The sequence below is a fragment of the Geobacter argillaceus genome (assembly GCF_007830735.1).
Taxonomy (GTDB): domain Bacteria; phylum Desulfobacterota; class Desulfuromonadia; order Geobacterales; family DSM-12255; genus Geomobilibacter; species Geomobilibacter argillaceus.
In genome coordinates, this window is the sequence record NZ_VLLN01000002.1 from 127,585 (window position 1) to 154,043 (window position 26,459).

A 26,459-nucleotide genomic window follows, 5' to 3' on the forward strand; every position below is an offset into this window, starting at 1 on the left:
GCGGCATTATCAGAGCCTGGTATGGCAGCTGTCGCAGGTGACGGTGGTCGAGGTCCAGGTAACCGTCTGACCGGCGTGGCAGGCCACGTTGGAGCAGCTGCCACCGCTGTACGAGGCCGTACCGAAGAGTGTGGTCTTGGCCAGGTCGTAGGAGCTGGTGTAGTTCTTGTAGCCCCTGTTGCGCGACCAACCTCCGGCCGTGGCAGCGGTGTAGCTGTCGAAGCTGCCGTTCCTCAGCTGGGCCTTGGTGGCGATGTTGACCGCCGCGAATTTCACATCGGCGCTGCCGTTCACGTGTGCCGACAGGTCGGCGATCTCGGCGTTACCTCTGAGGGTAGCGGTCGTGCCGTTGTGGCAGGTGACGCAGATGCTGTTCTTGTCGTTGTAGGATACCGAAACGGTCCTGTTGTGACAGATGTTGCAGTTAATGGTCGTGGCACGGTTGCCGGCGCCGTGGGCGGCGTTGACTGTTGGTTGATTGTACGGCGGCGCCTTCGCCAGCTTGCCGCTGGTCCCGCTGAAGGTGTTGTCGTAGTGGATGCCGACGGCATGGGCGGAGTGAGCCGCCGTGGTCGGCTGGTTGCCGTGGCAGTTGGCGCAGCGGTCGGCGTTGGTGAAGCTACCGGTCCAGACCGGAGACTTTCCGTTGGTGCCAATGACCAGCGGATTTTTGCCATCGCTGTGGCAGTAGACCACATCGCAGGTCTTGTCGCCGTTGTAGACACCGTTATTGGTGCCGTTGGTGTTCTTGTTCTTCAGGGTGCCGGCACCGGCGATCGGCGTCAGTACGACGTCGACCGTGCCGTTCATGTGGCTGGCACTTTCGGCGATCGGGTGACAGTTGGCGCAGCCAAAGCCGTACGGAGTGGTTGGTCCGCTGCCGGCGCCGGTGGACCGGTTGGCAGTGAAGTTATCGAACCCGGGGATGCTGGAGAGCGCGATCTGGCCCATGTGGCGGTTGTGGGCGCCGGAGAGGGTTGGGTGGCAACCGTCGCACTTGAGGATGGAGCCCCACTGTACGGCGACATTATTGGAGCCGGCGTTGTGGCACGAGATGTTGGAGCAGGTGCCGGTGGACTGGGCCCAGGCAAACGAGACGCCCTTGCCGGCAATGACGTTCGGTGTCTTGTTCAGGTGATAGGAGGCAGCGGTGTAATCCTTGAACTTGCTGGCGGTCACGGCATCCACCGTCTTGGCATGGCAATAAGCGCAGCCGGTGGTGGTGGTGATTCCCAGGTAGTTGACGTGGGTCGGGTGGCTGTTGGCCGTAGCGGTGCCGGCACCGCCGTTGGCGTAGTCCGGCGCCCCGAAGCCGCTGGTGCCGTGGCAGCCGTTGCAGGAGAGGGTCTGGGTGCTGTTCCATGCCTGCGGGTTCACGTAGACCAGGGCACCCGGGTTACCGTTCGAGTGACAGTAGACGTTGCTGCACTGCTTGGTACCGACGGCGTACTTGGCGCTCCCGCCGCCGCGGACCGAGGAGAAGTCGACGAACTTGTTCACGTGCTTCGTCTTGTCCGCAATCGTGGTATTGTTGCTCACGGTCTTGGCGTGGCAGTCAACGCAGTTGAAGCCGTTGTTGAGGCCGATCATGCCGTTGTTGGTCGAGTTCATGTGCTTGTCGTGCTTGCCGGAAAGCCCGGTCGCCGTGGTCCCGGTCTGCTTGGTGTCGTGACACTGGACGCAGGTCCCGGTGCTCGCAGTGGTGGACCAGGCCACCGAGGTCAGGCCGTTGCCTCCCTGACCGTTGCTGTGGCAGTAGGTGGTGTTGCAGCCGGTACCGCCGGCCGAGTAGTTGAAGCCGTTGTCGCTGCCGGCCAGGGTGCCGTAGCTGTAGCTCCCCTTCATGGTCGCCGAGGTGAAGGCGAAGAAGACCTGGGCCACGCCATTGGCGTTGGCCGGACCGTTGGCATGGATCGCCCCCTTGGCGGCGCTGTGGCAGCTGCCGCAGGAGAAGCGGTAGGCACTGGTGCTGCTTACGTTGCCCGAGTAGGTGAGGTAGCTGGCAGCCACCGTGGTAGAGGCATAGTGGATGCCGTGGGCGCCGGGCAGGACGTTGTTGGCCGAGTGGCAGGCGTTACAGGCAAGGGACGCGGAGCCCCAGGCCGGCGAGGCGGCCGTGCCGTGGCAGTAGGTGGCGGAACAGGTGGAACCGCTCCAGGTTCCGGTCTTGCCGCCGAGCGCATTGAAGATGACGTTCGGGCTGCCGTTCAGGTGGTAGGAGGCAGCGGTGTAATCCTTGAACTTATTGGCCGTAGCCAGGTCTGCGGTCTTGACGTGGCAGGTGGCGCAGCCGGTGGTGTTGGTGATGTTCAGCTTGGTGACGTGGGCCGGGTGGCTGTTGGCCGTAGCGGTGCCGGCACCGCCGTTGGCGTAGTCCGGCGCCCCGAAGCCGCTGGTACCGTGGCAGCCGTTGCAGGAGAGGGTCTGGGTGCTGTTCCATGCCTGCGGATTCACGTAGACCAGGGCACCCGGGTTACCGTTCGAGTGGCAGTAGATGTTGCTGCACTGCTTGGTACCGGCGGCATACTTGGCGCTCCCGCCGCCGCGAACCGAGGAGAAGTCGACGAACTTGTTCACGTGCTTCGTCTTGTCGGCAATCGTGGTGTTGTTTCTCACGGTCTTCCCGTGGCAGTCGATGCAGCTGAAGCCGTTGTTGAGGCCGATGATGCCGTTGTTGGTCGGGTTCATGTGCTTGTCGTGCTTGCCGGAAAGCCCGGTCGCCGTGGCCCCGGTCTGCTTGGTGTCGTGGCACTGAACGCAGGTCCCGGTGCTGGCAGTGGTGGACCAGGCCACCGAGGTCAGGCCGTTGCCCCCCTGACCGTTGCTGTGGCAGTAGGTGGTGTTGCAGCCGGTACCGCCGGCCGAGTAGTTGAAGCCCTTGTCATTGCCGGCCAGGGTGCCGTAGCTGTAGCTCCCCTTCATGGTCGCCGAGGTGAAGGCGAAGAAGACCTGGGCCGCGCCGTTGGCGTTGGCCGCGCCACCTGCGTGGACCGCCCCCTTGGCGCCGCTGTGGCAGCTGCCGCAGGTGAAACGGTAGGTGGTGGTGGTGCTCTGGTTGCCCGAGTAGTTGTAGTAGCTCCCGGTTGATACCGCAGTGGAGGCGTAGTGGATGCCGTGAGCGCCGGGGAGGCTGCTGTTCGCACTGTGGCAACTCGTGCAGTTGGTGCTCCCCACGTTACCCCAGGCCGGGGTTGTATTGGCACCTCCGTGGCAGTAGGTGGCGGAACAGGTCTTGGCACTGGTGCTGTAGGCACCGGAATAGGTGCTGAAGGTGCCGTTGAAGTTGGAGAGCCGGGCATTGACCGTCCTGTCCAGGTGGTCGTTGCTGCCGCTCACCAGTTGGCCGGCGGTGGCACTGGCCGTGGTGCGGTGGCACTTGTAGCAGTCGGTTGCCGCCGGGTTGTGCTTCTGGTGGCTGTTGGCCGTGTAGGCGCCGGCCCCGCCGCTGACGTAGTCGGGGAAGCCCTGGGCGGTGGTGGTGCCGTGGCAGCCGTTGCAGCTCAGGACTGAACCGCTGGTCCAGGTCGGCGGGGTGAGGTAGGTTCCCTTGCCGTTGGAGTGGCAGTAGAAGGTGGCGCAGGATACGTGCGAGCCGGTGGCTACGGTGCTGTGGCCGGCATTGGCGCCGGTGTAGTTGATGTAGCCGTTGGCATGGACGGTCCGGTTGGCCAGGGTCCGGTTGTCGGTATTGGTGATGGTGGCGGCGTGGCAATCCTTACACTTGAAGCCACCGCCGGTGGTCGACTTGTTCAGGTGGTTGGTATGGGCACCGGAAAGGGCGGTGGAGGAGGTGGTCTCGTTGCCGTGGCATCCGGTACAGTCGGTCGGAAGCGTGCTGCCCCAGGTCGGCGTGGTCGAAATGTGGCAGCTGACGTTGGAACAGGTACCGAAGCCGTTGCCCGGGGTGTTGACCGCCTGGCTGTAGGCGGCGGAAGCGCCCCAGGTGGTGTTGAAGCTGACGTCGATATTGCCGTCGGCATGCTTGGCCGTACCGGAGCCGGCGCCGTTGTGGCAGTCGGAGCACTGGTAGCTGTAGATGGCGATATGCTTGCGGTGCGTGCCGGAGCTCATCGGGGTGAAGGCCGTTGCCAGACCGTAGTGGCACCCCGTACAATCACTCGGCAGCGGTCCGCTTCCCCAGGTGGGTGTCTTGTATGAAGTCGCACCGCCAGTACCGTTGGGAGACTGGACGTTGCTATGGCAGTAGATGTTGCTGCAGGTGCCGTAGGCAACGCTCGGCGCCAGGTTGCCGGTGCCGCCGCTGACGGCGAGGGAGCCGCCCGAGGGGGTATAACCGCGGCTGGCTGTGCCGGAGAGGGCGGTGAGGTCCCACCCAACGCTACCGTTGACATGGGCGTTGCTGGTGATGCTGCCATGGCACTTGTCGCAGGTGAGGGAGAGACCGCCAGCGTTGTTGCCGGCGTGGCGGGTGTGGCTGCCTGCTGTCGGGGCGCTGGCTGCGGTGGTGCCGTGACAGGCGCCGCAGGCCTTTTGGGTCCCGTCGGTGACCGACCAGTCAGCAGTGCTCGCGGAACCGCCGGTCAGGGTCGAGCCGTGGCAGTACAGCGAACAGGTGGATGTGCCGGCAGACTGGTTGATCGTGGTGCCGACGGAGTTCGTGTTCCAGGTGTAGCCGTTGGTCAGGTTGGCGTTCAACTGCCCATTGTAGGTACCGGTCGTGACCGGGGTCGTGCCGAAGGTTGTCCAGTTGGTGTTATTGATGGCAAAGCCCAGTTCGATCTTCTTGTAGGTCGGTGTATTGTGCTGGGCGCCGTTGTAAGCGTTGTGGCAGGTCTCGCACTTCATGCTCAGGGCGTTGTGGGCCGTGTGGGCGCCGGACTTGGTAGCCGGAAGGGCGCCGGTAGCGGGCGATGCCAGGCCACCGGGTCCCGGAGTGGCACTTGCGGGCGGGTAGCCGTGGCAGGTGCCGCAGGATGGGGCAAACGCCGTATTGTGCGGGTGGCACAAGAGACAATCGGTATTGTTGGCCTGTTGGTGGTTCAGCTCGGTCTGACCGGTCGTGTTGTACCGGTGGTACTTGGTCTGGGTATGGCAGACCTCGCAGATCCTCTGGGAGGTGAGGTGACCGCCGGCATCATTACCGAAACCGGTCACGTTGTTGAAGACGATCGACTTCGGGGTGGTGGTGCTCACGCCGATGAAGGTCGCCATCGACTGATTCACCCGCTTGATGTTAGTGGTCGTCTTGTTGTGGCAGGTGGTACAGGTAAACTGACCGTACTTACCGCCGGTGACGCCCCAGCCACCGTTGCCGCTCCAGTACGTGGAGTTGGTGTTCAGGCTGTTGTGCGTAAGGGTGGCACCAAAGCCCCCCCCTCCCCAGAGACAGACAACCAGAACCACCAGCCATCCCATAACTCTGCTTCTGCTCTTTCCCATGATAAGCTCCTTTTTCTCGGTAACCTTGAAACACTTCTGCATACTTTGTATTCATTAAAAAATGCGTGCTAAAAAAACGTTGTATGCCGGAATCCCTGCCTGATAATTCCGTGAAATAACCGTCCACCTCTACACTGCATCGCCGAACTGTCCACCTAACACATTACAATCGCTGAATGTTTCGCGGATACAGCCAGTTGCGTGAGTACAAGAAGTAGCACGACACATGCCACCTTTTCTATAACGACAGAATGTTGGTGGTTTTTTTGAACAGGTTCTTGTGTTTACGGGTTAATCGTCTATAACCTTTAATACTTATTAAAACTAATTTTCAAAACCCGCTTGCCCAGATTGTTTTTTACTGATATTGAATTAGTTCATCCTGACTAAAAAGGAGTGAAGAGCATGAACATTCACGAGTACCAGGCAAAGGAGATCCTGGCCACGTACGGGATACCGATCCCGCGGGGCCGGGTGGCGCTCACCTCGGACCAGGTGGAACGGGCCGCCAAGATGATGGGGGGACGCTGCGTGGTCAAGGCCCAGATCTACGCCGGTGGCAGGGGCAAGGCCGGTGGCGTCAAACTGGTCCACCACCCGGAACAGGCCCAGGAGCTGGGCAAGGAGCTGTTCGGCAAACGGTTGGTCACGCCGCAGACCGGGCCGGAAGGTCTCAAAGTCCGCCGGATCCTCGTCGAGGAGGCGGTGGAGATCGCCCGGGAGTTCTATCTCTCCCTGACCCTGGACCGGGAGAGTTCCCGCTACTGCCTGATCGCTTCGGCCGAAGGGGGGATGGAGATCGAGGAGGTGGCCCAGAAGTCGCCGGAAAAGATCCACGTCCTGAACATCGACCCCTACATGGGGCTGCGCCCCTACCAGGCCCGCAAGATCGCCCTGGCGCTCGGGCTCACCGGCAGCCTCTGCGAGGACTGCGTCGAGCTGATCCTCAATCTGTACAAGGTGATGCTGGACAAGGACTGCGCCCTGGTGGAGGTGAACCCGCTGGTAGTCACCAAGGCCGGCTGGCTCATGGCCATGGATGCCAAAATCACCTTTGACGACAACGCCATCTACCGTCACCGCGAGTATCCGGACATGGTGGACTACTCCCAGTTGGACACCCTGGAGATCAACGCCGGCAAGTACGACCTGGCCTACATCAAGCTCCATGGCAGCATCGGCTGCATGGTCAACGGTGCCGGCCTGGCCATGGCCACCCTGGATGTGCTCAAGGAGTACGGCGGCGAACCGGCCAACTTCCTGGACGTGGGGGGCGGGGCGACCCGGGAGAAGGTGGCCGAGGCGTTCAAGATCATCCTCCAGGATCCGGACGTGAAGGGGATCTTCGTCAACATCTTCGGCGGCATCATGCGCTGCGACGTCATCGCCCAGGGGATCATCGAGGCGGCCTCCGAGGTTCAGTGCGCCCTCCCCATTGTCGTCCGGATGGACGGCTCCCAGGTGGAGGAAGGAAAGCGGCTCCTGGCCGAATCGGGACTCAACGTCCAGACCGGCGACACGCTGGGTGACGGGGCGGAGAAGATCGTCGGGATGTTGGGATAAAACGGAGAAAAACCATGTCCATACTGTTGAACAAAGAGTCGAAGATCCTCGTCCAGGGAATCACGGGCCGCAGCGGCCTGTTCCACACCCAGCAGTGCCGGGACTACGGCAGCAAGATCGTTGCCGGTGTCACTCCGGGCAAGGGGGGTATCCACATAGAAGGTATCCCGGTCTTCAATACCGTCGATGAGGCGGTCCGCTACACCGGCGCCAACGTCTCCATGATCTTCGTGCCCCCCCCGGGAGCTGCCGACGCCATCCTGGAGTCGACTGCAGCCGGCATCGACCTGGCGGTCTGCATCACCGAAGGAATACCGGTGCGGGACATGGTCCCGGTCAAGCGGATGCTGGAAGAGAGCAAGACCAGGCTGGTCGGCCCCAACTGCCCGGGGGTCATCACCCCGGGCGAGTGCAAGGTCGGCATCATGCCGGGCTACATCCACAAGCCGGGTAAGATCGGCGTCGTTTCCCGCAGCGGCACCCTCACCTATGAGGCGGTCAAGCAGCTCACCGACCTGGGGCTCGGCCAGTCCACCTGCGTCGGCATCGGCGGCGACCCGATCATCGGCATGAAGTACATCGATGTCCTGAAGCTGTTCAACAGCGATCCGGAGACCGAAGCGGTGTTCATGATCGGCGAGATCGGCGGCGGTGCCGAGGAAGAAGCGGCCTACTGGATCAAGGAGCATATGAAGAAGCCGGTGGCTGCGTTCATCGCCGGGGTCACGGCCCCGCCGGGCAAGCGGATGGGCCATGCCGGCGCCATCATCACCGGCGGCAAGGGAAAGGCCGAGGACAAGATCCGGACCCTTGAGGAGTGCGGTGTCACCGTCGCCCCCAGCCCGACCAAGATGGGGAGTGCCATGCAGGAGGCGCTGAAGGCCGGGCCGAGGATAAAGGGGCGAGGATAAAGGTTCGAGGTTCGAAGCAATACACAAACGGCCGTCTGCTGCAACCAGCATGGCGGCCGTTTCGTCTTTATCATTTAACCTCGTTCCTTCATCCTGCCTTCACGGTTTCAACAGCAGATACAACAGCCGCGTCCGCAGGCCGAGGAGCCGGTGGATCGCCAGGGCGACCGACCCCCGCCACCCCAGGGTAGCGGAGTGCTCCCTGGCCGTGGCCAGGGCGGCAGCCAGCTGTTCGCCGGTCCGCATACTACCCTTGGCCGCGCCGTGCACCCGGAAGTCGGCCAGTTCGTCCGGTAGCACCACCGGTTCGGCAACCGCGGCAAACCTGAGCCAGAGGTCGTAGTCCATGTCCAGGTCCTTCGCCGTATCGAGCACGCCGGCACGCTCCCACATCCCCCGGTTCCAGAAGGTCGCCATCTGGGGGACGAAGTTCTCTGTCAGGAGCTTCAGCCGGGAAAACCGCCCCCCCCGCCAGTTCTTGTACCTGACGATCAGGCTGGTAATCGGCCTGCCGCTCCCGTCGATCATCCCGGCCCGGCCGTAGAGCCAGGCCGGCCGGCCGTGATCCAGACGGCCGGCAATCCGTGCCAGCGCTCCGGGCCGCAGCCGGTCATCGGAATTGAGCCACCCGAGCAGCTGCCCACGGGCCAGTGCCATCCCCCTGTTCACCGCATCAGACTGCCCCTCGTCCGGCTCGAAGATCAGCCGCAGCCGCTCGCCGTACCCCTCCCTGAGCCTCTCCAGCAGCTCCCAGGAGCCGTCCGTGGAGCCCGGGTCCAGAACCAGGAGCTCCACCGCCACCCCATTCTGGTCGAGGACCGACCGGACCGCCTCCTCCAGGAACGGGGCCTGATTGTATGACGGCATCACGATAGATATGAGCGGCATAGAAGGTTCCAGGCGAGAACAACCCGCCGTTTGATCTGCAGCCAGGGCCTGAACTCGATCCTGAAGTCGGTCAGGCTGGCGCCATGCTTGCGGTACTGCATCGTGATCTCCGGGACGAAGGCGGTCGTGCCGATCCGCTCGCAGAGCTGGCCGAGCCAGATGTCGTGCATCGGAATCCGGCGGGGAAACGGCAGCGCCCGGTCGAGCAGATCGCGGGAAAAGGCCATGCAGCAACCGAGATAACGGTTGTCATAGAGGTTCTTCCAGAATCCCGGACCGGCCTTCAGCTTCCGCAGCACCGACGGGTGGATCATTGCCTCGTTCTCGTCCACCACCCGGGCATCCAGCACCACCAGATAGGGCCGCCGCGACTCCCCGGCAAAACAGTCCCGCACCACGGCCAGCTTGTTATCCAGCCAGACATCGTCCTGGTCGGCGAGCACCAGTATATCACCGCGAGCCTGCTTGAGGGCGAACTCAAAGTTGAAGATCGGGCTCAGGAAACGGTTTCCCGTGAAGAGGCGGATGCGCGGGTCTGCGAAGGAGCGGACGATCGCCACGGTCCCGTCCGTGGAGGAGTCGTCGGCGATCACCAGTTCGTCGCCGTCCGCCAGCTGGGGGAGGATCGTCTCCAGTTGGCGGTGGAGGAACCGCTCGCCGTTGTAAGTGGCCATGCAGACGGAGATCATGACGTCAGGGACCGGGAACGGCCGGAAGGGGAAGGTGCGAATACCGGCAGGAATTCGGCCGGCGTGAGTACCTCGACTCCCCATACGAGCCAAGGTACCACTGCCGCAGAAAGCCGTTGAACGAGTCGAGTCGGGCATATACCTCAAGCCCCCCCCCGCTGGCCCGGCGTCAGCCGGTCGCGGTAGCGGTCGAGGAAGCCGGCGCCCTGGCCCAACACAGTGCAGCCATCATCCCGCACCAGCAGTTGCCAGTCGGCGTGGGTCTGGTCCAGGAGGGAATCGAGTGGTGCAGGGAGACAGGATACCCCGCTGTAGGTGGCGAGGAGGATAGAAAGTGCGTGCTGCGTCACGGTGCTGTCATCTTTCGGGGTGGGACTCTGTCAATTGGGAAACCTGTTCAGCCATGCCTGGCAGATCATACCGGATAGTCTTCCAGACAATTTCCATGTCAACCATGAAGTAACCGTGTGCCAACGCATTACGCATTTCGTAGGCTATTACCCACGGCACTTCAGCATGTTCGGCTGCAAAATCCGGGTGGTAACGCTCCACATTGCGTGATGCTTCACCGATAATTTCAAAATTGCGGATTACCGCATCCTGGGTCTTTTCGTCCCTCAGAAACTCTTCCTCGTCCATGCTCCCGACATAACGGTTGATGCGCTCAATCGCTTCAAGGATGTGACACAGATAATCCCTGACTCGGAGTTGGTCGGCTCGGCTCATAATGGCCTTGCCTCTTTTATTACGCGGTCACGAAAGCTGGCGGGCAGAGCCTTCGGAGTCAGCACATCCACCTGGATACCGAGCAGTCTGCGCAGTTCAAACCTGATAGCGCCGATGTCCATCAAGGTAGTCTCCGGGGTAGGATCGACCAGGAGATCGAGGTCGCTCTCTTCGGTGTCGTCGCCGTGAAGTACGGAGCCAAAGACACGGATATTCAGGACGCGGTGGCTCAATGCAATGCTGCGTACTTGTTCACGATGGGCTTGCAGTGCCACGGAGGGCTTCATTGCTGAACACCTTTCCTCATATCTTTTAATCCAATGTTTATTACCGTACCCGGCTTTGGGCCACTTTTCAAGCATTCATCCCCAACAACACCTATCCAGGCTCGGCCGTCAGTCCGGTTTCACATGCATTTATCATCCTATCACCAGCCGTCCCACATTCCTGATTATGCCGGTATAAAAGAAGCGGTACTTCAAGAGGTACCACCGCCGGAGGAACCCGTTAAACGAGTCGAGCCGGGCGTAGACTTCCAGCATCTCCCGCTGGGCCGGCGTCAGCCGATCGCGGTAGCGCTCCAGAAAGGCGGCGCCCTGGCGCTGGAGCCGGGTTATTATTGCCCGCGTCTCCGGCCGGCAATGCAGCTGGCCGACAATGTCCCGCACGTTGAACGGCCGGGCACCAATGTCGTTTGCGCCGTGCTGCCGGTACAGTACCATCGGCACCGCAACGTGGCCAATTACACCAAACGCCGTTGCCGCAAGCGCCAGCCACCAGTCGTGCATTACTGCCTCGGGAGGTATCGGCAGGGCCAGCTCAAGCAAGGCACGGTTGATCATTACCGTGCAGCCGGTCACCGTGTTCTGTACCAGGAGCCGGTTCAGCGCCTTCCCGCCAACCGGATCGGAATGCTGGAAACGCCAGAGGGAATCGGCTACTCCACGCAGTGCTTCATCAACCACGGCCAGATCCGTATGTACCATCAACGGGGTCGTTTCTCCGTGGCTCTTCTCAAGCCTGCGCATCTCCGCCAGGGTCTGCTCGATCTTGTCCGGGAGCCAGACATCGTCCTGGTCGCAGAACATCAGGTAGTCGCCATCGGCCCGGGCCATGAGGGCGGCAAAGTTGCCACGGGCACCGAGACTTCGCCCTTCGCCGGGGACAATGGTTATCCTGTCGGGGAGCTGAGCCTGGTATGCGCGAAGGATTTCGGGGGTCGTGTCCGTGGAGCCGTCATCACGCGCCAATAGCCGCCAGTCGGCAAACGTCTGGCCAATGATGGAATCCAGCTGCTCTATCAGGTAGTCGGAGCCGTTGTATGTGGCGAGGAGTATGTCGATCGTTGGTTTCACAGAATAACCCAGCCCTCAGCTCCGAGCTTCTTCCCACGGCTTATCGACACGAGGCGGCCAGGCAAGGCTGAAGTCAGCCATTTCCAAGGTCAGGTTGGGATTGTAGTAAGGGTCGTTGAAGAGGAGCGCGCCCCACCGCTGCTGCATGTATTCGATCTCTTTTTCGAAGCGTGCCTTTTTTTCGGGTGTATCCTCATGGCCACGGGAATACGACTCGTGGTGATAGAGTCTGGCCATGGGGGTCCAGAGGTTGCGATAGCCGGCCTCTCTGACCTTCAGGCAGAAATCGATGTCGTTGAAGGCAACCGCCAGATTTTTCTCGTCCAACCCACCGACCTCGGTGAATATCTCCTTGCGCACCATGAGGCAGGCGGCGGTTACCGCCGAAATGCCCTGGGGCAGGATCAGGCGCCCCCAAACATCGACATAATCCTTGGGGGAGCCCTGATAGGCATGACCGGCAACTCCGCCGATTCCCAGCACTACCCCGCCATGCTGGATACGGCCATCGGGGTAGTAGAGCTTTGCACCTACAGCGCCGATCTCGGGTCGTATGGCATGCCTCACCATGGTTGTCAGCCAGTCTGCAGAAATTACTTCGAGATCGTTGTTGCAGAGGCAGATAAGGTCACCTTGCGCCTGCCGCACGGCATAGTTGTTGACCGCTGAATAATTGAAGGGGGCGTCGTACGGCAAGATCCTGATCCGCGGGTCTCTGCGCAATTCGGAAAAATAGCGGATCGTTTCCGGCTCAGCCGACTGGTTATCGACAATGATCAGCTCGAAATTCTTATAGCTGGTCTTTGCGATGATACTCGACACACAGGTCTTCAGCACCTTGACGCAATCGCGAGTAGGAATGATGATCGAGACCAGGGGAAGGATTGAGGGTAAGGGATAGGTGACGAAGTACGTAGTCGACCGGTCTCCCTTGCTCACCTCGATTTTGGGGTCGATCTTGGCGAAATGATCCTTGAGTGCCTTGATCCCTGCATTTTCGGCATATGATTTCTGGCTGGTCGAAACAGCGGTCGACCCTTTTATCGCCCGCCAGTGGTAAAGGATCTTGGTGATATGCCTGATGTTGGCGGCAGTACTGGCAGCTGAACAACGAAGACACAAGTCGTAATCCTGGCTCCCTTCAAACCCTTCCCGGAAACCGCCTACCTTGCCGACAAGCGATCTTCTGTAGGCGGCAAGGTGGCAGATGTAATTCTGGGAATAAAAGAGGTCGGGGTTCCAGTCCGGCTTAAAGAACGGCTGGAAGCGGCAACCATCTTCATCAATCTTGTCTTCGTCGGAATAGACGATATCGGCATCCGGATAGCGGTTCAGTTCCACCGCGATCATGTATAGAGCGTCGGGGGTAAGTTCATCGTCGTGATCAAGGAGCGCCACGTAGTCACCAGTCGCCAGTTCCAGAGCGCTGTTCGAGGCCGCGGATATGTGTCCGTTGTTTGTCCGAAAAATGCCCCTGATTCGCGGGTCCAGACTCTGGTACTCCTCAAGGATGGGCCTGACATGGGAAGCGGTCGAGGCGTCGTCGGCGATACAGAGTTCCCAATTGGGATATAGCTGTGCCCGTACCGAATCGATGGCCAGACGTAACCATTTTTCAGGGGTGTTGTAGACCGGCATCAGGATGGAAATCAAGGGTCTGTAGGGAAGCTGCTCAATATGGTCAGCAATCTTTTGCCGCTCGTTCTCGCCGAGGATATCGAATGTCCGCAACCATTCCGCATACATCAAATCATTTTCATTTCGTACGTTGCTGACTGCCGCAAACACGAGGCCCGTCTTGCTGCCGAGCCAATCGGCGATACGGCGCACGGGGCCGGTAACGCGCCAACTTAAGGAATCATGCATCGCATTCAGCTGCTGCTGCAAGTTACTGACACGAAACTCGCAGCATTTCAGTCGAAGCTGAGCTGATTCGAGCTGTCTTTTCAGTTCGCTGACAGTTGACGGTCCTTCTTCATCTGGACCGACATGCTTCTTATAGTTATGATTCTGTTGGGTCATAGAAGATATCGAAGGAAAACAGATTATTCTTTTTAAGAATGCTAGGCCCTACAATAGTCATAGAGGAGTTCCATCAACCCAGCAGGTTACTTTTCCTAAGAAAATAATTTATATCAGTTGCGTGATCAAAGAATTTTTCGTAGCAAATTGATTTAAAAAGATCCTTAACTTTTGTATTAAAGCTGGATCTACTGAATTGCATTGCTTTTAAAGCAGAGCCTTCTGATACTTTTTTGAGCTTAACACTGTCATTAACAATAATTACAGTATTACTGATAAGATCATAGATATCATTGAATAAATACCCTGAAACACCATGTTCAACTATTTCTTTTTGACCACCACCATTAAATACAACTGGAACACAATAATTTTGCATAGCCTCAACCGTAGTCATACCAAAATGCTCCCTCAGATGAGGATTATCCTCACTCAATCCACATGCATGCCAAAATATTTTAGATTTGGCATATAATTGCTTAAGTTCAATTAATCCCAAATTTGTCATTATATTTATTTTTAAATCTGCATTTTCTGATACTATTTTTTTCAGCTTTTCCAGATATGGATTCTCACTGATAGTTCCCCCAGCTAAACATAAGGTCCATTTTTCTTTTACATTAATATCTAAAGCGCATAATTGGATAAATGCATTGATCATTTCTAGTTGTTTCTTAGATCCGCCAGGTTCGAATCTAGCAACTGACAGAATTATATTTTCCTTGATATCCGGGATCATATCATTTTGCATATCTACAGATGGGTAAAGAAAATTATACGCTTCAATGTCCCACCTTTTAAGTGTCCACTCCGACCCATACTTACTATTATTGATTACATAATCATAGTTATCGGCATAAAAATATCTGCTACGTTCAGCATCAGGAAAATGACAGATGAGAATAGACACAGGGGATAATGGGTTTACCTGCACAGCCATATTGGCATTTACGAATATATCATACCCTGCGGAAACTTCAGAAATCGGCTCTAACGGGTTTTGTGGTGCCTGAGTTGCCAGATTTGGGTCAATGATCTCATCCCCGAGATTGTCGTAATAAGGCAAATGAATAATCTTCAGCTTAACACCCTCAAGTGACAAGCCATACCATCTTTCCAAGTCATGTAGAGCAATTTCGCGATTCCCGATATAGGTGACGTTGTAATTCTCCTTGTTCAGCTCTTCGGCAATCGTTGCGGCATAACGTTGGCCGCCTCCAATAACATGCATGACATGGTCATAAATCGCAACCTTGATCGGTCTATTAAAATGATGAATTTCAACCCGAGCAATGATCTGCTGAATATCTTGCGGGTTAATAAACTGTTGCAAGTACTTATTGATCTGCAATAAACCGGTCCTTAATCTATCAACATCATCTACTGCAAATAATTTGACAATAATCAATGGCATAATGTCCTTGATTATCTCCATTTCTCCATTCAGGTGTAGTTGGGAGTTTAAGAGAGATTCCCCCAATTGATCCGAATGATACCTCGCTACATACAGAAGTCTATTTCTATTACTGAGCAGATAGGCAAGGTAGTTGTTTCCGCTGCCATGAAATTTATGATAAACAACGCTTTTATAGCTATACATCAGTTTAAAACCACTAGCCATACAACGCTGAGCAATTTCTACATCCTCATAATACATGATATAATCTTCATCATAGAGGCCTAATAGCTCAAGACACTTTTTATTCCACAGAATTGATCCGCCACATATTCCATCACTGACACAAATTTTATCATATTGTCCCTTGTCAATTTCGTTAATACCCAGATCCATATAATAGTAATCACCAAGCGCTTTATGGCCAACACTATTGATAGTTTTACGATCTTCGAACATTATCTTACTTCCTACAGCGGCAACGTTATCAAATCTATAAAAAACTAACACCATTTCCATAAGCCAATTTTTGTCAACTTCCATGTCGTTGTTCAAGAAACCAACATAATCACCAGATGCAGATTCAATAACTAAATTAAGAGCCCTGGCAAAATTATTGTCGCAATTAATTATTTTTACATTATTATAATTTGAAGCCATAAATTCCACAGTTCCATCAGTAGAGCCATTATCAACCAGAATTAGTTCGAGCCTCTCACTTGGGTAATTAATATTACCCAATGACTTGAAGAGCTTATCGAGATATTTCTTGCCATTGTAATTTACAATACCAATCGTACATACAGGAAATGATTTCATAAATGTTACCGCTTATGACTTTCTAGTTGTTTTTTTATTAACTGCACTTCTTGATATATATCGTTTATTTTAATTTCAACCTCAGACGTCAAAACTACTTGTTTATTATTGATATTTGACAACAACATATTTATTTCATTCAGTGCATTTAATATTTCTACATTAAACTGTCTTTGCCGATCAGTCATAAAACTCAAAAAATATAGAATAATTTCCCCTGTAAACCGTGCCACATATCCTAATATTCCAGAAAAGCCAGCCATAGGTGTCACTGTTGCACCAAAATCTGAAATTGTGCTTGCATGATTCAAGATATCGTTAATTTCAGCAATAACTTGCTGTGTATCTAAATTAATATCATTTTTCAAATTACTGCCGATGATTTTTCGTTGAGTAACGGCGTCATTATATACACGTTTGAGCAATTCGAGTTTAATGTCATGATTGTTCATTTAGTTACCCCGCTTTAAGGTTTTCTGCAAAACATTAAACATTTATCAACTATCTTCCTGACAGGTTCGGTAAGTTTCCAACTTAAAGATTGCTCCATAGCACTCAAAGAGTGTTCCACATAATTCAACTGCACAGAAAGTTCAACACACGTTTGCTCAGCAGTTTGTAGATTCGTATTTGTTTCATTTAATTGTTTATACGAGTCGCCCAGTTTTCCATGCATCAGCTTTAGTTCATTCCATGCGGCCCAGAGTTGTGGCTGTAACGCGGACAACTCTTCCACATAAGAAATTAGCTTATCCCTTCCTTCACTCCCCCCATGTCTGTTGATCACCAAGCAGGCGTCCACAATGGACTTGGGGGCTTGAGCATGGGTCTTGGCATCAGCATGGACGAGACTCACTGAAAGATTCTCAGGGATGGGAACGAATACAAATTTTTTGGCAATGCGAAGCCAGAGATCGAGATCCATCGCCAGGTGCAAAGACTCGTCGAGCGGGCCGCATTGTTGCCAGGCTTCCCTGGTAAATAAGCAAGACGGCTGGCAGAAGTAGCGGTCAACGAACCGATACAAGGATTCGAGTGTCACCGGAAAGGGCTCAACCAGGTTAACCTTCCCCGTCTCTTCATACAGCATCTCCCCGGCTCCAACCACCGCCCCGGCATCGGGATTGGCGGCAAACGCTTCCGCAACCGTCTGCAGCGTCCCCGGATGATACCAGTCATCGGAATTCAGCCACCCGAAGATCTCCCCGGTCGCCCGCGCAAACCCCTTGTTGATGGCATGGCTCTGCCCCCGGTCCGGCTCGCTCACCCAGTACGCCAGATGCTTTTCGTACTTTCTGATGATCTCCACCGACTCGTCCGTGCTCCCGCCGTCGATGATGATGTACTCCAGGTCCGGGTACCCCTGTTCGATCACCGACAGGATGGTCTTTTCCAGGTACTTCCCCTGGTTGTAGGAGGGGGTGACAATCGAGATTTTGGGATAACGATCAGCCAGATCCTTGTCCATCAGTTGGGTTACTCGTCCTTCCCGTTATTGAATTTCTTCTTTAACTGCAAGGACCTTGCCTTCGCCTGCAGTCCTGATGCCATCTGACAAAACAGCCCGAATTTGCGTGGCTTTCCACGTACGTGTCCAGCCTGATCAGTGATCCACTCGCAAGATTGCAGGATAGTTAATGATCCAGCAACGAAAAGCACGCAGCACCTTCCGCGATATTGCCGATAACAGCGACGTCCGACAGTATCAACCGCAAATGGACGCCAATGAACGCTGATAACACACATGCTTCGAGTGCCAGTGAAAAGATCGGCACCATATGGTCACGTACGATAATGATCTCTGGCTCATTCGCGTGAATCTAGCGTGCATCAGCGGTCAAACCCGCCCCAAATGCTGATTCTATTACACTGAATCCACCAATGTCTGCCTAAAGTCGTTCACGATCCGTTTTATTTCAACTCTGGTTCCACCAAAATTTATCAGCAAGCAGACTGAAAGCCTTGTAGCCTTCAGGTAATTGATACACTGTGCAACGTGGACTGGGTCAATAGCCTTGACTGATTTCAGTTCAACCAGCACGGTAGAATCTACCAGAAGGTCGGCAATGTAGTCCCCAACAACGATCCCGTCATACAGCACTTGAATTGGCTGTTGCTGACGAACAGGGACGCCCGCCTTCATCAACTCATGGGCAAGCGCATTTTCATATACCTTCTCCAGAAACCCTGTTCCCAGGGTATTGGCAACTCTGTAAGCACAGCCAATTATGGTTTCAGTACTATCGCTCATAAATATTTTCCATTAGCGTGAATCTTCCGTCCGGTTCGTTTAACCGCAGATGAACGCGGATGAACGCCAATAGGTAAAAACATTAAACCGGACGACGTTACCCTCAGTGACCACGATGATAACCTCGGCCTCGCTTAGATCTGACATTAGCGTGTATCTGCGTGCATCAGCGGTTAACTGTCTATAAAACGTCCGCGAAGTGCGGCCGTAACCTCCGGAACACCACCGCGCCGACCACGAAGATGCAGCCGGTGACGGCCCAGTAGTAGAGGGTCAGCATGGGGTGGCTCTGCCAGAACCAGGTGTGATAGATGAAGCTTTCCCGGTACCCTTCCACGAGGTAGTAGACCGGGTTCAGCTTCACCAGATTGAGGTATTTCACGGGGAGCATCTTGGCGGACCAGAAGATGGGGGTGACCCAGAAGGCGAACTGGAGGGCCATGGAGACGATCTGCCCCATGTCGCGGAAGAAGAGCACAACCGAGGAGGTGAGCCAGGAGAGCCCGAGCAGGAGGACGATGGCCGCGAACAGGTAGTACAGGATCTGCAGGACATGAAGGGTGAGGGGTAAAGAGTAGAGCAGAAACATCACGACAATGACGACGACAAAGAAGAGATGGAGGACGAGTGCGGAGAGGATCTTGACGATGGGTAGCATACCGACACTGAAGTTCATCTTCTTCAGCAGAAAGGCATTGTCCAGGACTGCGCTGGTGGCACTTGCCAGGCATTCGCTGAAGAAGAACCAGGGAATGATGCCGCAGAGCATCCAGAGCACGAAGGGGGTATTGCCCGCTGGCTGGGACTTGAACCCCACCTGGAAGACGAACCAGAGGATGACGATATAGACCGTAGGATGAACGAAGGCCCAGAGTATCCCCAGGTAGGAGCCGAGATACTTGGTCTTGAAGTCGCGCTTGGCCAACTCCAGAATCATCTGGCGACGGGAGAGGAGTTCGGTGATAAAGGCAGAAAATATACGGATGAATGGCATTGTGTTGAATATAGCCCGCGCCTCTAGCGGGAGTCAAGGCAGATTCCCCTCAAGTTACCCCACTCCCCAGCGCCGGTGGACAAATTCCTCACCCATCCGGAAGAGCAGACGGTCGGTTATCAGGCCGATGCCGACAATGATCAGCATTGCCGCGACCACCAGGGCCATGTCGTGCAGTTCACGCCCGGTCATCAGGGTGGAACCGATGCCGGTGGTCACATAGAGGAGTTCGGCAGCCATGAGAGACCGCCAGGCAAAGGTCCAGCCGAGCTTGGCCCCGGTCACGACGGAAGGAAACGATGCGGGAAACAGCACATAGCGGTAGAAGCGCCAGCCAGTTGCCCCGAGGATCGGGGCGGCACGTAGATAGGGGGTCGGAATTGTCCTGACCCCGTCACGCACGGTTAGGGTAACGGCCATGAGCGACCCCATGATGATGACAAACTGCATGGCCGCCTCGGAGAGGCCGAACCAGAGCACTGCCAGCGGTAGCCAGCAGATGCTCGGTAACGCCTGCAGCCCGATGGCCAGGCTCCCCACCGTGTCGTCCAGCAGCCGGATACGCCCCAGAAGCAGGCCGAGGGGGATGCCGATCGCGAGCGAAATGCCGTAGCCGATGCCGAGCCGCACCAGGCTGGCCAGCACAGCAGTCGGGAGGGTCCCGTCGGCAAGACCGCCCCCAAGGGCCAGCACCACCTCCGCCGGCGCCGGAAAGATGAGCTCGTTCCAGATCCCGGCAGAGGCCAATCCCTGCCAGATACAGACCAAAAGGAGCAGAAAGGCGGAGCGGACAACACCCTTCCGCAACCGGTCCCGCCAGTACCATCGGTCACCGGCCATTGACACCTCCGGCCTCTCCCGCCCGAAGTACTTCCCGGCGCAGGTCGTCGCGAATCACTGAGGCGATCGTCACCACCTCCAGGTCCTCCAGGTAGCGGTTGCGGGGAAGGCCGATCGGATACTCCCGCAGGATACCGCCACCCTGTGCCGCCATCAGGACCACCCGCGTACCGAGTCGCACCGCCTCCCGCACGTTGTGGGTCACAAACACGATGGTCTTGCCGGTCGCCTGCCAGACCTCTTCCACCGCCTCGTGGAGCATGTCCCTTGTCTGGGCGTCCAGGGCGGCAAATGGTTCGTCCATGAGCAGGACATCGGGGTCCATGGCCAAAGCGCGGGCCAGGGCCACCCGCTGTTTCATCCCGCCGGAGAGCTCGGTCACCCAGGCATTGGCGAACCGGGCCAGATGCACCGTCTCCAGCAGTTCCATCCCTTTCGCATGCTGGGCAGTCGGTTCGACGCCCGCCATCCTGAGCCCGAAGATCACGTTCTGCAGGACATTCAACCAGGGATAGAGTGCCGGTTCCTGAAAGATAACGAACCGGGACGGGGACGGGCCACTGACCCGCACGCCGTTCACCAGCACCACGCCGTCGGTCGGGGCCTCGAACCCGGCAATGACGTTCAGGAGGGTGGTCTTGCCGCACCCCGAAGGGCCGACGACACAGAGAAACTCGCCGTCGTTGATGGTGAGATCCACGCCGGTCAGGCCGTGGACCGGTCCGGACTGGCCTTGATAGGTCTTGGCTACCCGTTTCAGTTCAACCAGAGCCATGAAGGTTCAATTCCCGCGGACCGCGGGGAGCGACCGCGCTTTCAGGAGTTCGTTGAGGAGGGTCACATCCACCACCCCCCGGAGCCCCACGCCAAGGTCGGTCCCACGGGGGAGGTAGCCAAGTTCGAGGGCCCAGCGGGCGGAAGTGGCAAGCGGTCCGGCCAGGGGGTCATGGGTAATCTGCACGCGACCGAGCGCCTCGGTCAGGGTCTGAGGGGGGAGCGGCCTGCCTGCCAGCCGGGCAAGCTGCTCGTTCAGCTTCTTTCCGGCCTCTGCGGGATGCCCGTTGATCCAGGCCGTCACCTCCAGATGGGCATCGAGAAAGCGCCGGACCTGTTCCCGGTTCCGCTCGTAAAACGCCTTTCGCACCACAACCACGGCGGTCGGAAACCTATTGTCGGGCCAGAGGGAGCGTTCGTCGAGAAAGATCCGTCCCCCTCCCTCCCTGATGAGCCTCGTCACCCACGGTTCCGGGACCCAGGCGCCGGCAAGTTTCCCCTGCCGGAACAGCATGAGGATGTCGGCATTTTTGATCGGCGCCACCTGGACGTCTTTTCCCGGCACCAGTCCGTTACTCTTCAGCCAGCGCCGCAGTGCCACGTCCTGCGTATTGCCGAGTTCGGGCGAGGCGATCCGCTTCCCCCTGAAATCCTGCGGCCGGCTCACGGTGGAAGTGGCCGGCACCACCAGTGCCGCGCCGCCGCTCGCGGCGCCAGCTATGACCCGCAGCGCCTTGCCTTTGGAGCGGAGGAACAGGTTCACCGCCGGGTTCGGCCCCACATAGGCGATGTCCAGCTGACCGGCAATCAGGGCCTCCATGGCGGTCGGCCCGGCGTTGAAGACCTTCCAGTCAACCGGGTTCCCCAGCCGCTGGTCGAATGTGCCGTTGGCCCGCCCGACCAGGGCCTGGGCATGGGTGATATTCGGGAAATGGCCGATCCGCACCGGTTCGACAGCCGATGCGCTGCCGGCAACGATGCAGGCCAGCATGAGCGCCAGGATCAGCGGAACCGCTTTCAGCCATGACGCGAGCCCTTCCCGACCCCCTGAGCACCGGGCGTCCCGTGGAGCGACTGTGCCCGAGCACCAGCCGCTGTAGGCGAAATGAAGCAAAGCCGGCCCATCGTGTCTGAACCCGTCAGGGTGAGTTGATGGGCCGGCGCGAAATGAGCCGTACAGCGGCGGGGCGAGTGGCACGCGGAGCGCAACGGGACGCCTGGTGCTCACGGACCCATGCAGCAGCTTACCCATGAAGAACCCCCTCCAGCCGCTCAAGCAGCAGGGCAACACCCTGCTCCACCGAGTATGTCTCCGTATCGATCGTCAGTTCCGGCTGTTCCGGCGGCTCATAGGGTGCGGAGATGCCGGTAAAACCGGGCAGTTCGCCGGTACGGGCCTTGCGGTAAAGCCCCTTGGGGTCACGACGTTCACATTCAGTAATGCTCGTGCTGAGAAAGGTCTCAACGAACCGCTCCGGGCCGATGATCTGTCGCGCCATCTCCCGGTCTTCCCGAAACGGGGAGATGAACGAGGTAATCACGATGAGGCCGGCCTCGTTTATCAGCCGTGCTACCTCCGCAACCCGGCGGATGTTTTCCGCCCGGTCGCGCGGCGAAAAGCCGAGGTCGCGGTTGAGTCCGTGCCGCACGTTGTCGCCGTCCAGCACGAAACAGGGGTGCCCCGCCTCGATCAGCCGGCGCTCCAGGGCAAAGGCCAGGGTCGACTTCCCGGCACCGCTGAGTCCCGTGAGCCAGAGGGTGATGGGGCGCTGCCTGAGCACTGACTCCCGCAAGGCCGGTGTCACCTGCCCTTCGTGCCAGACCACGGTGCGGAGGGGAGGAACGGACCGCTCCGTTTTCAGTTCCGCATCGTAATCGGTCCGGTCGACGATGGTGGCTGCCCCCAGGGTATCCCCGGTGGAGACGGACACTACGATAAAGGCGCCAAGCGCCCGGTTCTTCCGGTACTCGTCGGCAAAGAGAGGCCGATTGAGGGAGAAACGCGCCCGGCCGATGTCGTTAAGAGACAGGCAGTCCATTTCCTCTCGCCGCAGGCTGTTGGGGTCAACCCGGTAATGGATCGCTTCACAGCGCCCCTTCACCCAGGTAGTGGCCTGCTTGATCCAGTAGACCTCACCCGGCTGCAGCGGCTCGTCGCCGGTCCAGACCAGCATCGCCTCCAACTCCCGCCGCTCCGGCGGTACATTGCCGGGATGGACCAGGATATCCCCCCGGCCCACATCCAGATCATCCTCCAGGGTCACGGTCACCGACTCTCCCGCTACCGCGCGGGAGGCGGAGTTCATGCCGACGCCCACCGTTGCGATACGGGTGCGAAAACCGGAGGGAAGCACCATCACCTCGTCGCCGGCGCGGAGCACCCCCGAGGCTACCCGGCCGCCGACACCGCGGAAACTGCCGGAGAGATGGATCACCCGCTGGACCGGCAGGCGGAAGTCGATCAGGTTCCGGTCACCGGCTACGTACACCTCCTCCAGATGTGAGAGAAGCGGGGGACCGGCATACCAGGGCATGTTCCCCCCCTTGTGCACCAGGTTCTCCCCGCTCACGGCACAGACCGGGATGAACTGGAGATTGGCCAGCCCCAGCCGGACGGCGAACTCCCGGTATTCTTCCTCGATCTCCCGGAAGCGCTCCTCGCTATAGCCAACCAGGTCCATCTTGTTGATCGCCACCACGAAACGGGGTATCCCCATGAGGGCACCGATGAAGGCATGGCGTTTGGACTGGGTGGAGACGCCGAGCTTCGCGTCGATGAGCAGCACTGCCAGATCGGCCTGGGAAGCGGCTGTGGCCATGTTCCGCGTGTACTGCTCGTGGCCCGGCGCATCGGCGATGATGAAGCGGCGGCGGGATGTGGCAAAATAGCGGTAGGCCACGTCAATGGTGATCCCCTGCTCGCGCTCGGCCCGCAGGCCGTCGGTCAGAAGGGAGAAATCGAGCTCCGCGTCCAGGTCGGCGCCGGGCCGCCGAAGGGAAGCCACGTGGTCGTCGTACAGGGCGCCGGCGTCGTACAGGAGCCGTCCGATCAGAGTCGACTTGCCGTCGTCCACGCTGCCGGCCGTGAGAAAGCGGAGGATCCCCTGGTCGTGAGTCTGCGCCGTCATCAGAAGTACCCCTCCCGCTTTTTCCTCTCCATGGAGCCGTCCCGGTCGTGGTCGATGACCCGGGTGGTCCGCTCGGACAGGCGCACCTCTTCCAGCTCCCCGATGATCTCCTCGACGGTGGCGGCCGTCGACGCCACGGCCCCGGTGCAGGGGTAACAGCCCAGGGTGCGGAACCGGCAGAGCCTGATCTCCTTCCGTTCACCGGGGTTGAGCCGGGTGCCGTCCCCTATCGGGATCAACTGGCCGGACCGCTCCACCACCTCCCGCTCGGCGGCGAAATAGAGGGGAACCACCTCGATCCGTTCGCGGGCGATATAGCGCCAGACGTCCAGCTCGGTCCAGTTGGAGAGGGGGAAGACCCGCATGCTCTCCCCGGACTGCAGGCGGGTGTTGTAGAGCTGCCAGAACTCGGGCCGCTGGCGGCGCGGGTCCCACTGGCCGTGGCTGTCGCGAAACGAAAAAACCCGTTCCTTGGCCCGTGAACGCTCCTCTTCCCGCCTCGCGCCCCCCAAGACCATGTCATATCCACCATCCCGCAGGGCATCAAGCAGGGCCTGGGTCTTCAGGAACCCGCAGCAGCGGACCGTCCCCATATCCCACGGGTTGACGCCTTCCGCCAATGCCTGGCGGTTTGTGTGGACACGGAGATCAAAGCCGATCTCCCGCGCCATCCGGTCGCGGAAGGCTATCATCTCCGGGAACTTGAGGGAGGTATCCACGTGGAGGAGCGGAAAGGGGACGGAGGCAGGGTAAAAGGCCTTACGGGCCAGGTGGAACATGACCGACGAATCCTTGCCGATGGAGTACATCATCACCGGCCGCTCGGCCTCGGCGGCCACCTCGCGGATGATCTGGATCGCCTCGGCCTCCAGTTCGTCAAGCAGGGTCAACGTAAGTCGTTCGTTCAACACGGCTCCCCTCATCGCGCAATTGGTGAAATACGTACCGGTTGAATTGACGCCGAATCGTGCAGGTGGTCGAAGTTGGAAGGCCTGAAACTGTTCAGACGGTCATGATTCCCGCTCCGTACCTGGAGAGCCGGGCATCAACCGTTACGAGCATCATCCCTTCGGCCCGCGCCCGGGCGATCAGAATCCGGTCATCCAATGTCCTTCAAAGCGCCGCTAAAGCGACGTGTGTGCTAATCAGCCACCCCTACCCACAGGGCCAACAGCCTGGTGATCTCGCTCATCTGCTTTTCAGTCAGTCTGCCGATGACCTTCACCGCCTTTCCCCCGGGGACAGTCATGATTTTGTCTAGTTGAACCTGTGACGCCTCCTGAAGGCCATTCTCATGCGACGGCTCAACAGGATAGCGAAACAATGGTGTCTGCTGCAGATGTGTTGTCAGAAAACAGAGCGTAATACTCGGATGTTCTGCAAACAGACGCGACTGGACGATCAATGCCGGCCGAGGCTTGCCGTAATCGCCGGGAGTTGCAACCAGCACCAGCTCTCCCCGCCTCACTCCTCGCCCCAGTCGGCAATTTCGGCCAGCATCTCAATATCTATCAGCTCATCACGGTCGTGCTCGATCATGCTCGACTGCCGGCGACATTCTTCGGCAAAGCCAGGCAGGGAAGGATCAGGCACCCATATCTGCACCGGTTTCAGCCCGGATGATTTAAGTCGTTCCCGATAATTTCTAACTCGCTCCCTTACAGGATTTGAACGCATTGCCATCACCTTTTCATGCCGCTATTGTTAAGACCACCCACAAGTTACATGTAACAGTGACCAACCTTCCTGTCAACCAATCTCGAGCCGAACATCTTCCTTCATGATCCTCTTCGCCCTATCCCCCTTCACCGTCTGATCGCATCAATAATTTTCCTCAGCGGCGCGGTCAGGCGCCAGGAGAGGGATTTGACTATCGTTCCGACTACGGGTATAGTCGTTGGGCACAAAGGAGAAATCGTCATGCCTGCAAAAGCCAATCAACTTGACCTTACACCTCTCCCTGCATCATTACGGCGCGAAATAAGGGATTTTTATCAATTCCTGCTTGCCCGTAGCGGGCAAAAAAAATCTCTTCAAGCTCCCAAATACTCATTCAGTGACATCTGCGGGCAACTCTCCTGGAAAGGCGATGCGGTAGCAGCCCAACGGAACATACGAGATGAGTGGTAGCCGCCGGTTTGTACTCGACACAAACGCAGTAGTTGCGCTTCTGGCTGGGAACCGTGATTTGGCGCATCGTCTTGAATCCGCTGAGTATGTCGGGATATCAATCATCTCCTATCTGGAATTCCTCGTATTTGAAGGACTTACCGATACCGACCGTAACTGCTTTGCCCGTTTTTGCGAACGGGTGGAAATTGTGCCTCTCTTACATGACAAAGCGCTAACCGGGTTGACGATCGATCTCCGTCAGGAATACAGGCTAAAACTACCGGATGCGATCATTGGTGCCACCGCATTATTCAAGCGTGCAACCTTGCTAACCAATGACACCCATTTCAGCACCATAGACAGGCTGTCCATTCAGGCATGTTAAGCCTCGCCCTCCTCCCCGTAGTCTCCAATTTTGAATCACGAATCCAGAGTCACGAGTAACAGCCTTTCCAGTAACCAGTCACAGATTCTACGCAGTGGCGCGGTTCAGGCTGCGGATTCCCCGCACACCACATCTGCGTGTATCAGCGTGCATCTGCGGTTAAATGCCCTTCTTACGCGACTCCCGACTTCGGGGAGTGCCCCTGG

At 57.7% G+C, this 26,459-nt stretch carries 24 protein-coding genes; 4 read left to right on the forward strand and 20 right to left on the reverse strand.

What is annotated here, in order from left to right:
- Window positions 1–9: 9 nt before the first annotated feature.
- Window positions 10–5,400: a CxxxxCH/CxxCH domain c-type cytochrome gene (locus tag JN12_RS02100; RefSeq protein ID WP_170241814.1), complete on the reverse strand. Its 5,391-nt coding sequence runs from the start codon at window positions 5,398–5,400 to the stop codon at window positions 10–12.
- Window positions 5,401–5,805: 405 nt separating this feature from the next.
- Here JN12_RS02100 and sucC point away from each other — a divergent pair, with 405 nt between their 5' ends.
- Window positions 5,806–6,963, forward strand: coding sequence for an ADP-forming succinate--CoA ligase subunit beta (gene sucC / locus JN12_RS02105; RefSeq protein WP_145017606.1), 1,158 nt, complete (start codon window positions 5,806–5,808; stop codon window positions 6,961–6,963).
- A gap of 14 nt (window positions 6,964–6,977) precedes the next feature.
- Window positions 6,978–7,874: a succinate--CoA ligase subunit alpha gene (gene sucD, locus JN12_RS02110; RefSeq protein ID WP_145017608.1), complete on the forward strand. Its 897-nt coding sequence runs from the start codon at window positions 6,978–6,980 to the stop codon at window positions 7,872–7,874.
- A 99-nt stretch (window positions 7,875–7,973) separates the two neighbouring features.
- On the opposite strand, the gene JN12_RS02115 is transcribed toward sucD, so the two are convergent.
- From JN12_RS02115 to JN12_RS02210, 19 genes are all read right to left on the reverse strand, one after another.
- Window positions 7,974–8,762: a glycosyltransferase family 2 protein gene (locus JN12_RS02115; protein WP_145017609.1), complete on the reverse strand. Its 789-nt coding sequence runs from the start codon at window positions 8,760–8,762 to the stop codon at window positions 7,974–7,976.
- Window positions 8,741–9,589 carry a glycosyltransferase family 2 protein gene (locus tag JN12_RS02120; RefSeq protein WP_145017611.1) on the reverse strand — a complete coding sequence of 283 codons (849 nt, stop codon included), beginning with the start codon at window positions 9,587–9,589 and terminating at the stop codon, window positions 8,741–8,743. Before JN12_RS02120 ends, JN12_RS02115 begins: the two co-directional genes overlap by 22 nt.
- Before the next feature lie 5 nt (window positions 9,590–9,594).
- Window positions 9,595–9,801, reverse strand: a complete 207-nt coding sequence (locus tag JN12_RS02125; RefSeq protein ID WP_145017613.1) for a hypothetical protein — start codon at window positions 9,799–9,801, stop codon at window positions 9,595–9,597.
- A gap of 7 nt (window positions 9,802–9,808) precedes the next feature.
- Window positions 9,809–10,177: a HepT-like ribonuclease domain-containing protein gene (locus JN12_RS02130; protein ID WP_145017615.1), complete on the reverse strand. Its 369-nt coding sequence runs from the start codon at window positions 10,175–10,177 to the stop codon at window positions 9,809–9,811.
- Window positions 10,174–10,464: a nucleotidyltransferase family protein gene (locus tag JN12_RS02135; RefSeq protein ID WP_145017617.1), complete on the reverse strand. Its 291-nt coding sequence runs from the start codon at window positions 10,462–10,464 to the stop codon at window positions 10,174–10,176. Before JN12_RS02135 ends, JN12_RS02130 begins: the two co-directional genes overlap by 4 nt.
- A gap of 132 nt (window positions 10,465–10,596) precedes the next feature.
- Window positions 10,597–11,532 (reverse strand): glycosyltransferase family 2 protein, encoded by a 936-nt coding sequence (locus tag JN12_RS02140; RefSeq protein WP_170241815.1) that lies wholly within the window; start codon window positions 11,530–11,532, stop codon window positions 10,597–10,599.
- 15 nt (window positions 11,533–11,547) lie between these two features.
- Complete coding sequence (locus tag JN12_RS02145) at window positions 11,548–13,398, reverse strand: glycosyltransferase family 2 protein (protein WP_211360485.1); 1,851 nt, start codon at window positions 13,396–13,398, stop codon at window positions 11,548–11,550.
- Between the two features lie 229 nt (window positions 13,399–13,627).
- Window positions 13,628–15,769, reverse strand: coding sequence for a glycosyltransferase (locus JN12_RS02150; protein ID WP_145017623.1), 2,142 nt, complete (start codon window positions 15,767–15,769; stop codon window positions 13,628–13,630).
- Between the two features lie 5 nt (window positions 15,770–15,774).
- The gene (locus tag JN12_RS02155; RefSeq protein ID WP_145017625.1) at window positions 15,775–16,221 is read right to left on the reverse strand and encodes a hypothetical protein; all 447 of its coding nucleotides are present in this window, start codon (window positions 16,219–16,221) and stop codon (window positions 15,775–15,777) included.
- Window positions 16,222–16,235: 14 nt separating this feature from the next.
- The gene (locus tag JN12_RS02160; protein ID WP_145017627.1) at window positions 16,236–17,237 is read right to left on the reverse strand and encodes a glycosyltransferase family 2 protein; all 1,002 of its coding nucleotides are present in this window, start codon (window positions 17,235–17,237) and stop codon (window positions 16,236–16,238) included.
- Between the two features lie 396 nt (window positions 17,238–17,633).
- On the reverse strand, window positions 17,634–18,020 hold the full coding sequence (locus JN12_RS02165; protein WP_145017629.1) for a GxxExxY protein: 387 nt from the start codon (window positions 18,018–18,020) through the stop codon (window positions 17,634–17,636).
- 181 nt (window positions 18,021–18,201) lie between these two features.
- Window positions 18,202–19,014, reverse strand: a complete 813-nt coding sequence (locus JN12_RS02170) for an ABC transporter permease (protein WP_145017631.1) — start codon at window positions 19,012–19,014, stop codon at window positions 18,202–18,204.
- Between the two features lie 54 nt (window positions 19,015–19,068).
- The gene (locus JN12_RS02175) at window positions 19,069–19,854 is read right to left on the reverse strand and encodes an ABC transporter permease (protein ID WP_145017633.1); all 786 of its coding nucleotides are present in this window, start codon (window positions 19,852–19,854) and stop codon (window positions 19,069–19,071) included.
- The gene (locus JN12_RS02180) at window positions 19,844–20,629 is read right to left on the reverse strand and encodes an ABC transporter ATP-binding protein (protein ID WP_145017635.1); all 786 of its coding nucleotides are present in this window, start codon (window positions 20,627–20,629) and stop codon (window positions 19,844–19,846) included. The genes JN12_RS02175 and JN12_RS02180 overlap by 11 nt, the downstream gene beginning before the upstream one ends.
- Window positions 20,630–20,635: 6 nt before the next feature.
- Window positions 20,636–21,880 (reverse strand): ABC transporter substrate-binding protein, encoded by a 1,245-nt coding sequence (locus JN12_RS02185; protein WP_211360486.1) that lies wholly within the window; start codon window positions 21,878–21,880, stop codon window positions 20,636–20,638.
- On the reverse strand, window positions 21,873–23,756 hold the full coding sequence (gene cysC, locus JN12_RS02190; RefSeq protein ID WP_145017638.1) for an adenylyl-sulfate kinase: 1,884 nt from the start codon (window positions 23,754–23,756) through the stop codon (window positions 21,873–21,875). Before cysC ends, JN12_RS02185 begins: the two co-directional genes overlap by 8 nt.
- Window positions 23,756–24,679 carry a sulfate adenylyltransferase subunit CysD gene (gene cysD / locus JN12_RS02195; RefSeq protein WP_145017640.1) on the reverse strand — a complete coding sequence of 308 codons (924 nt, stop codon included), beginning with the start codon at window positions 24,677–24,679 and terminating at the stop codon, window positions 23,756–23,758. Before cysD ends, cysC begins: the two co-directional genes overlap by 1 nt.
- Window positions 24,680–24,897: 218 nt before the next feature.
- Entirely contained in the window at window positions 24,898–25,224 is a 327-nt protein-coding gene (locus tag JN12_RS02205) for a type II toxin-antitoxin system PemK/MazF family toxin (protein ID WP_145017644.1), read from the reverse strand.
- On the reverse strand, window positions 25,221–25,439 hold the full coding sequence (locus tag JN12_RS02210; protein WP_342795396.1) for an antitoxin MazE family protein: 219 nt from the start codon (window positions 25,437–25,439) through the stop codon (window positions 25,221–25,223). The genes JN12_RS02205 and JN12_RS02210 overlap by 4 nt, the downstream gene beginning before the upstream one ends.
- A 237-nt stretch (window positions 25,440–25,676) precedes the next feature.
- Here JN12_RS02210 and JN12_RS02215 point away from each other — a divergent pair, with 237 nt between their 5' ends.
- Together JN12_RS02215 and JN12_RS02220 are read left to right on the forward strand one after the other, a co-directional pair.
- The gene (locus JN12_RS02215) at window positions 25,677–25,886 is read left to right on the forward strand and encodes a hypothetical protein (protein ID WP_145017648.1); all 210 of its coding nucleotides are present in this window, start codon (window positions 25,677–25,679) and stop codon (window positions 25,884–25,886) included.
- Entirely contained in the window at window positions 25,876–26,253 is a 378-nt protein-coding gene (locus JN12_RS02220; protein ID WP_145017651.1) for a type II toxin-antitoxin system VapC family toxin, read from the forward strand. Before JN12_RS02215 ends, JN12_RS02220 begins: the two co-directional genes overlap by 11 nt.
- Window positions 26,254–26,459: the final 206 nt, after the last annotated feature.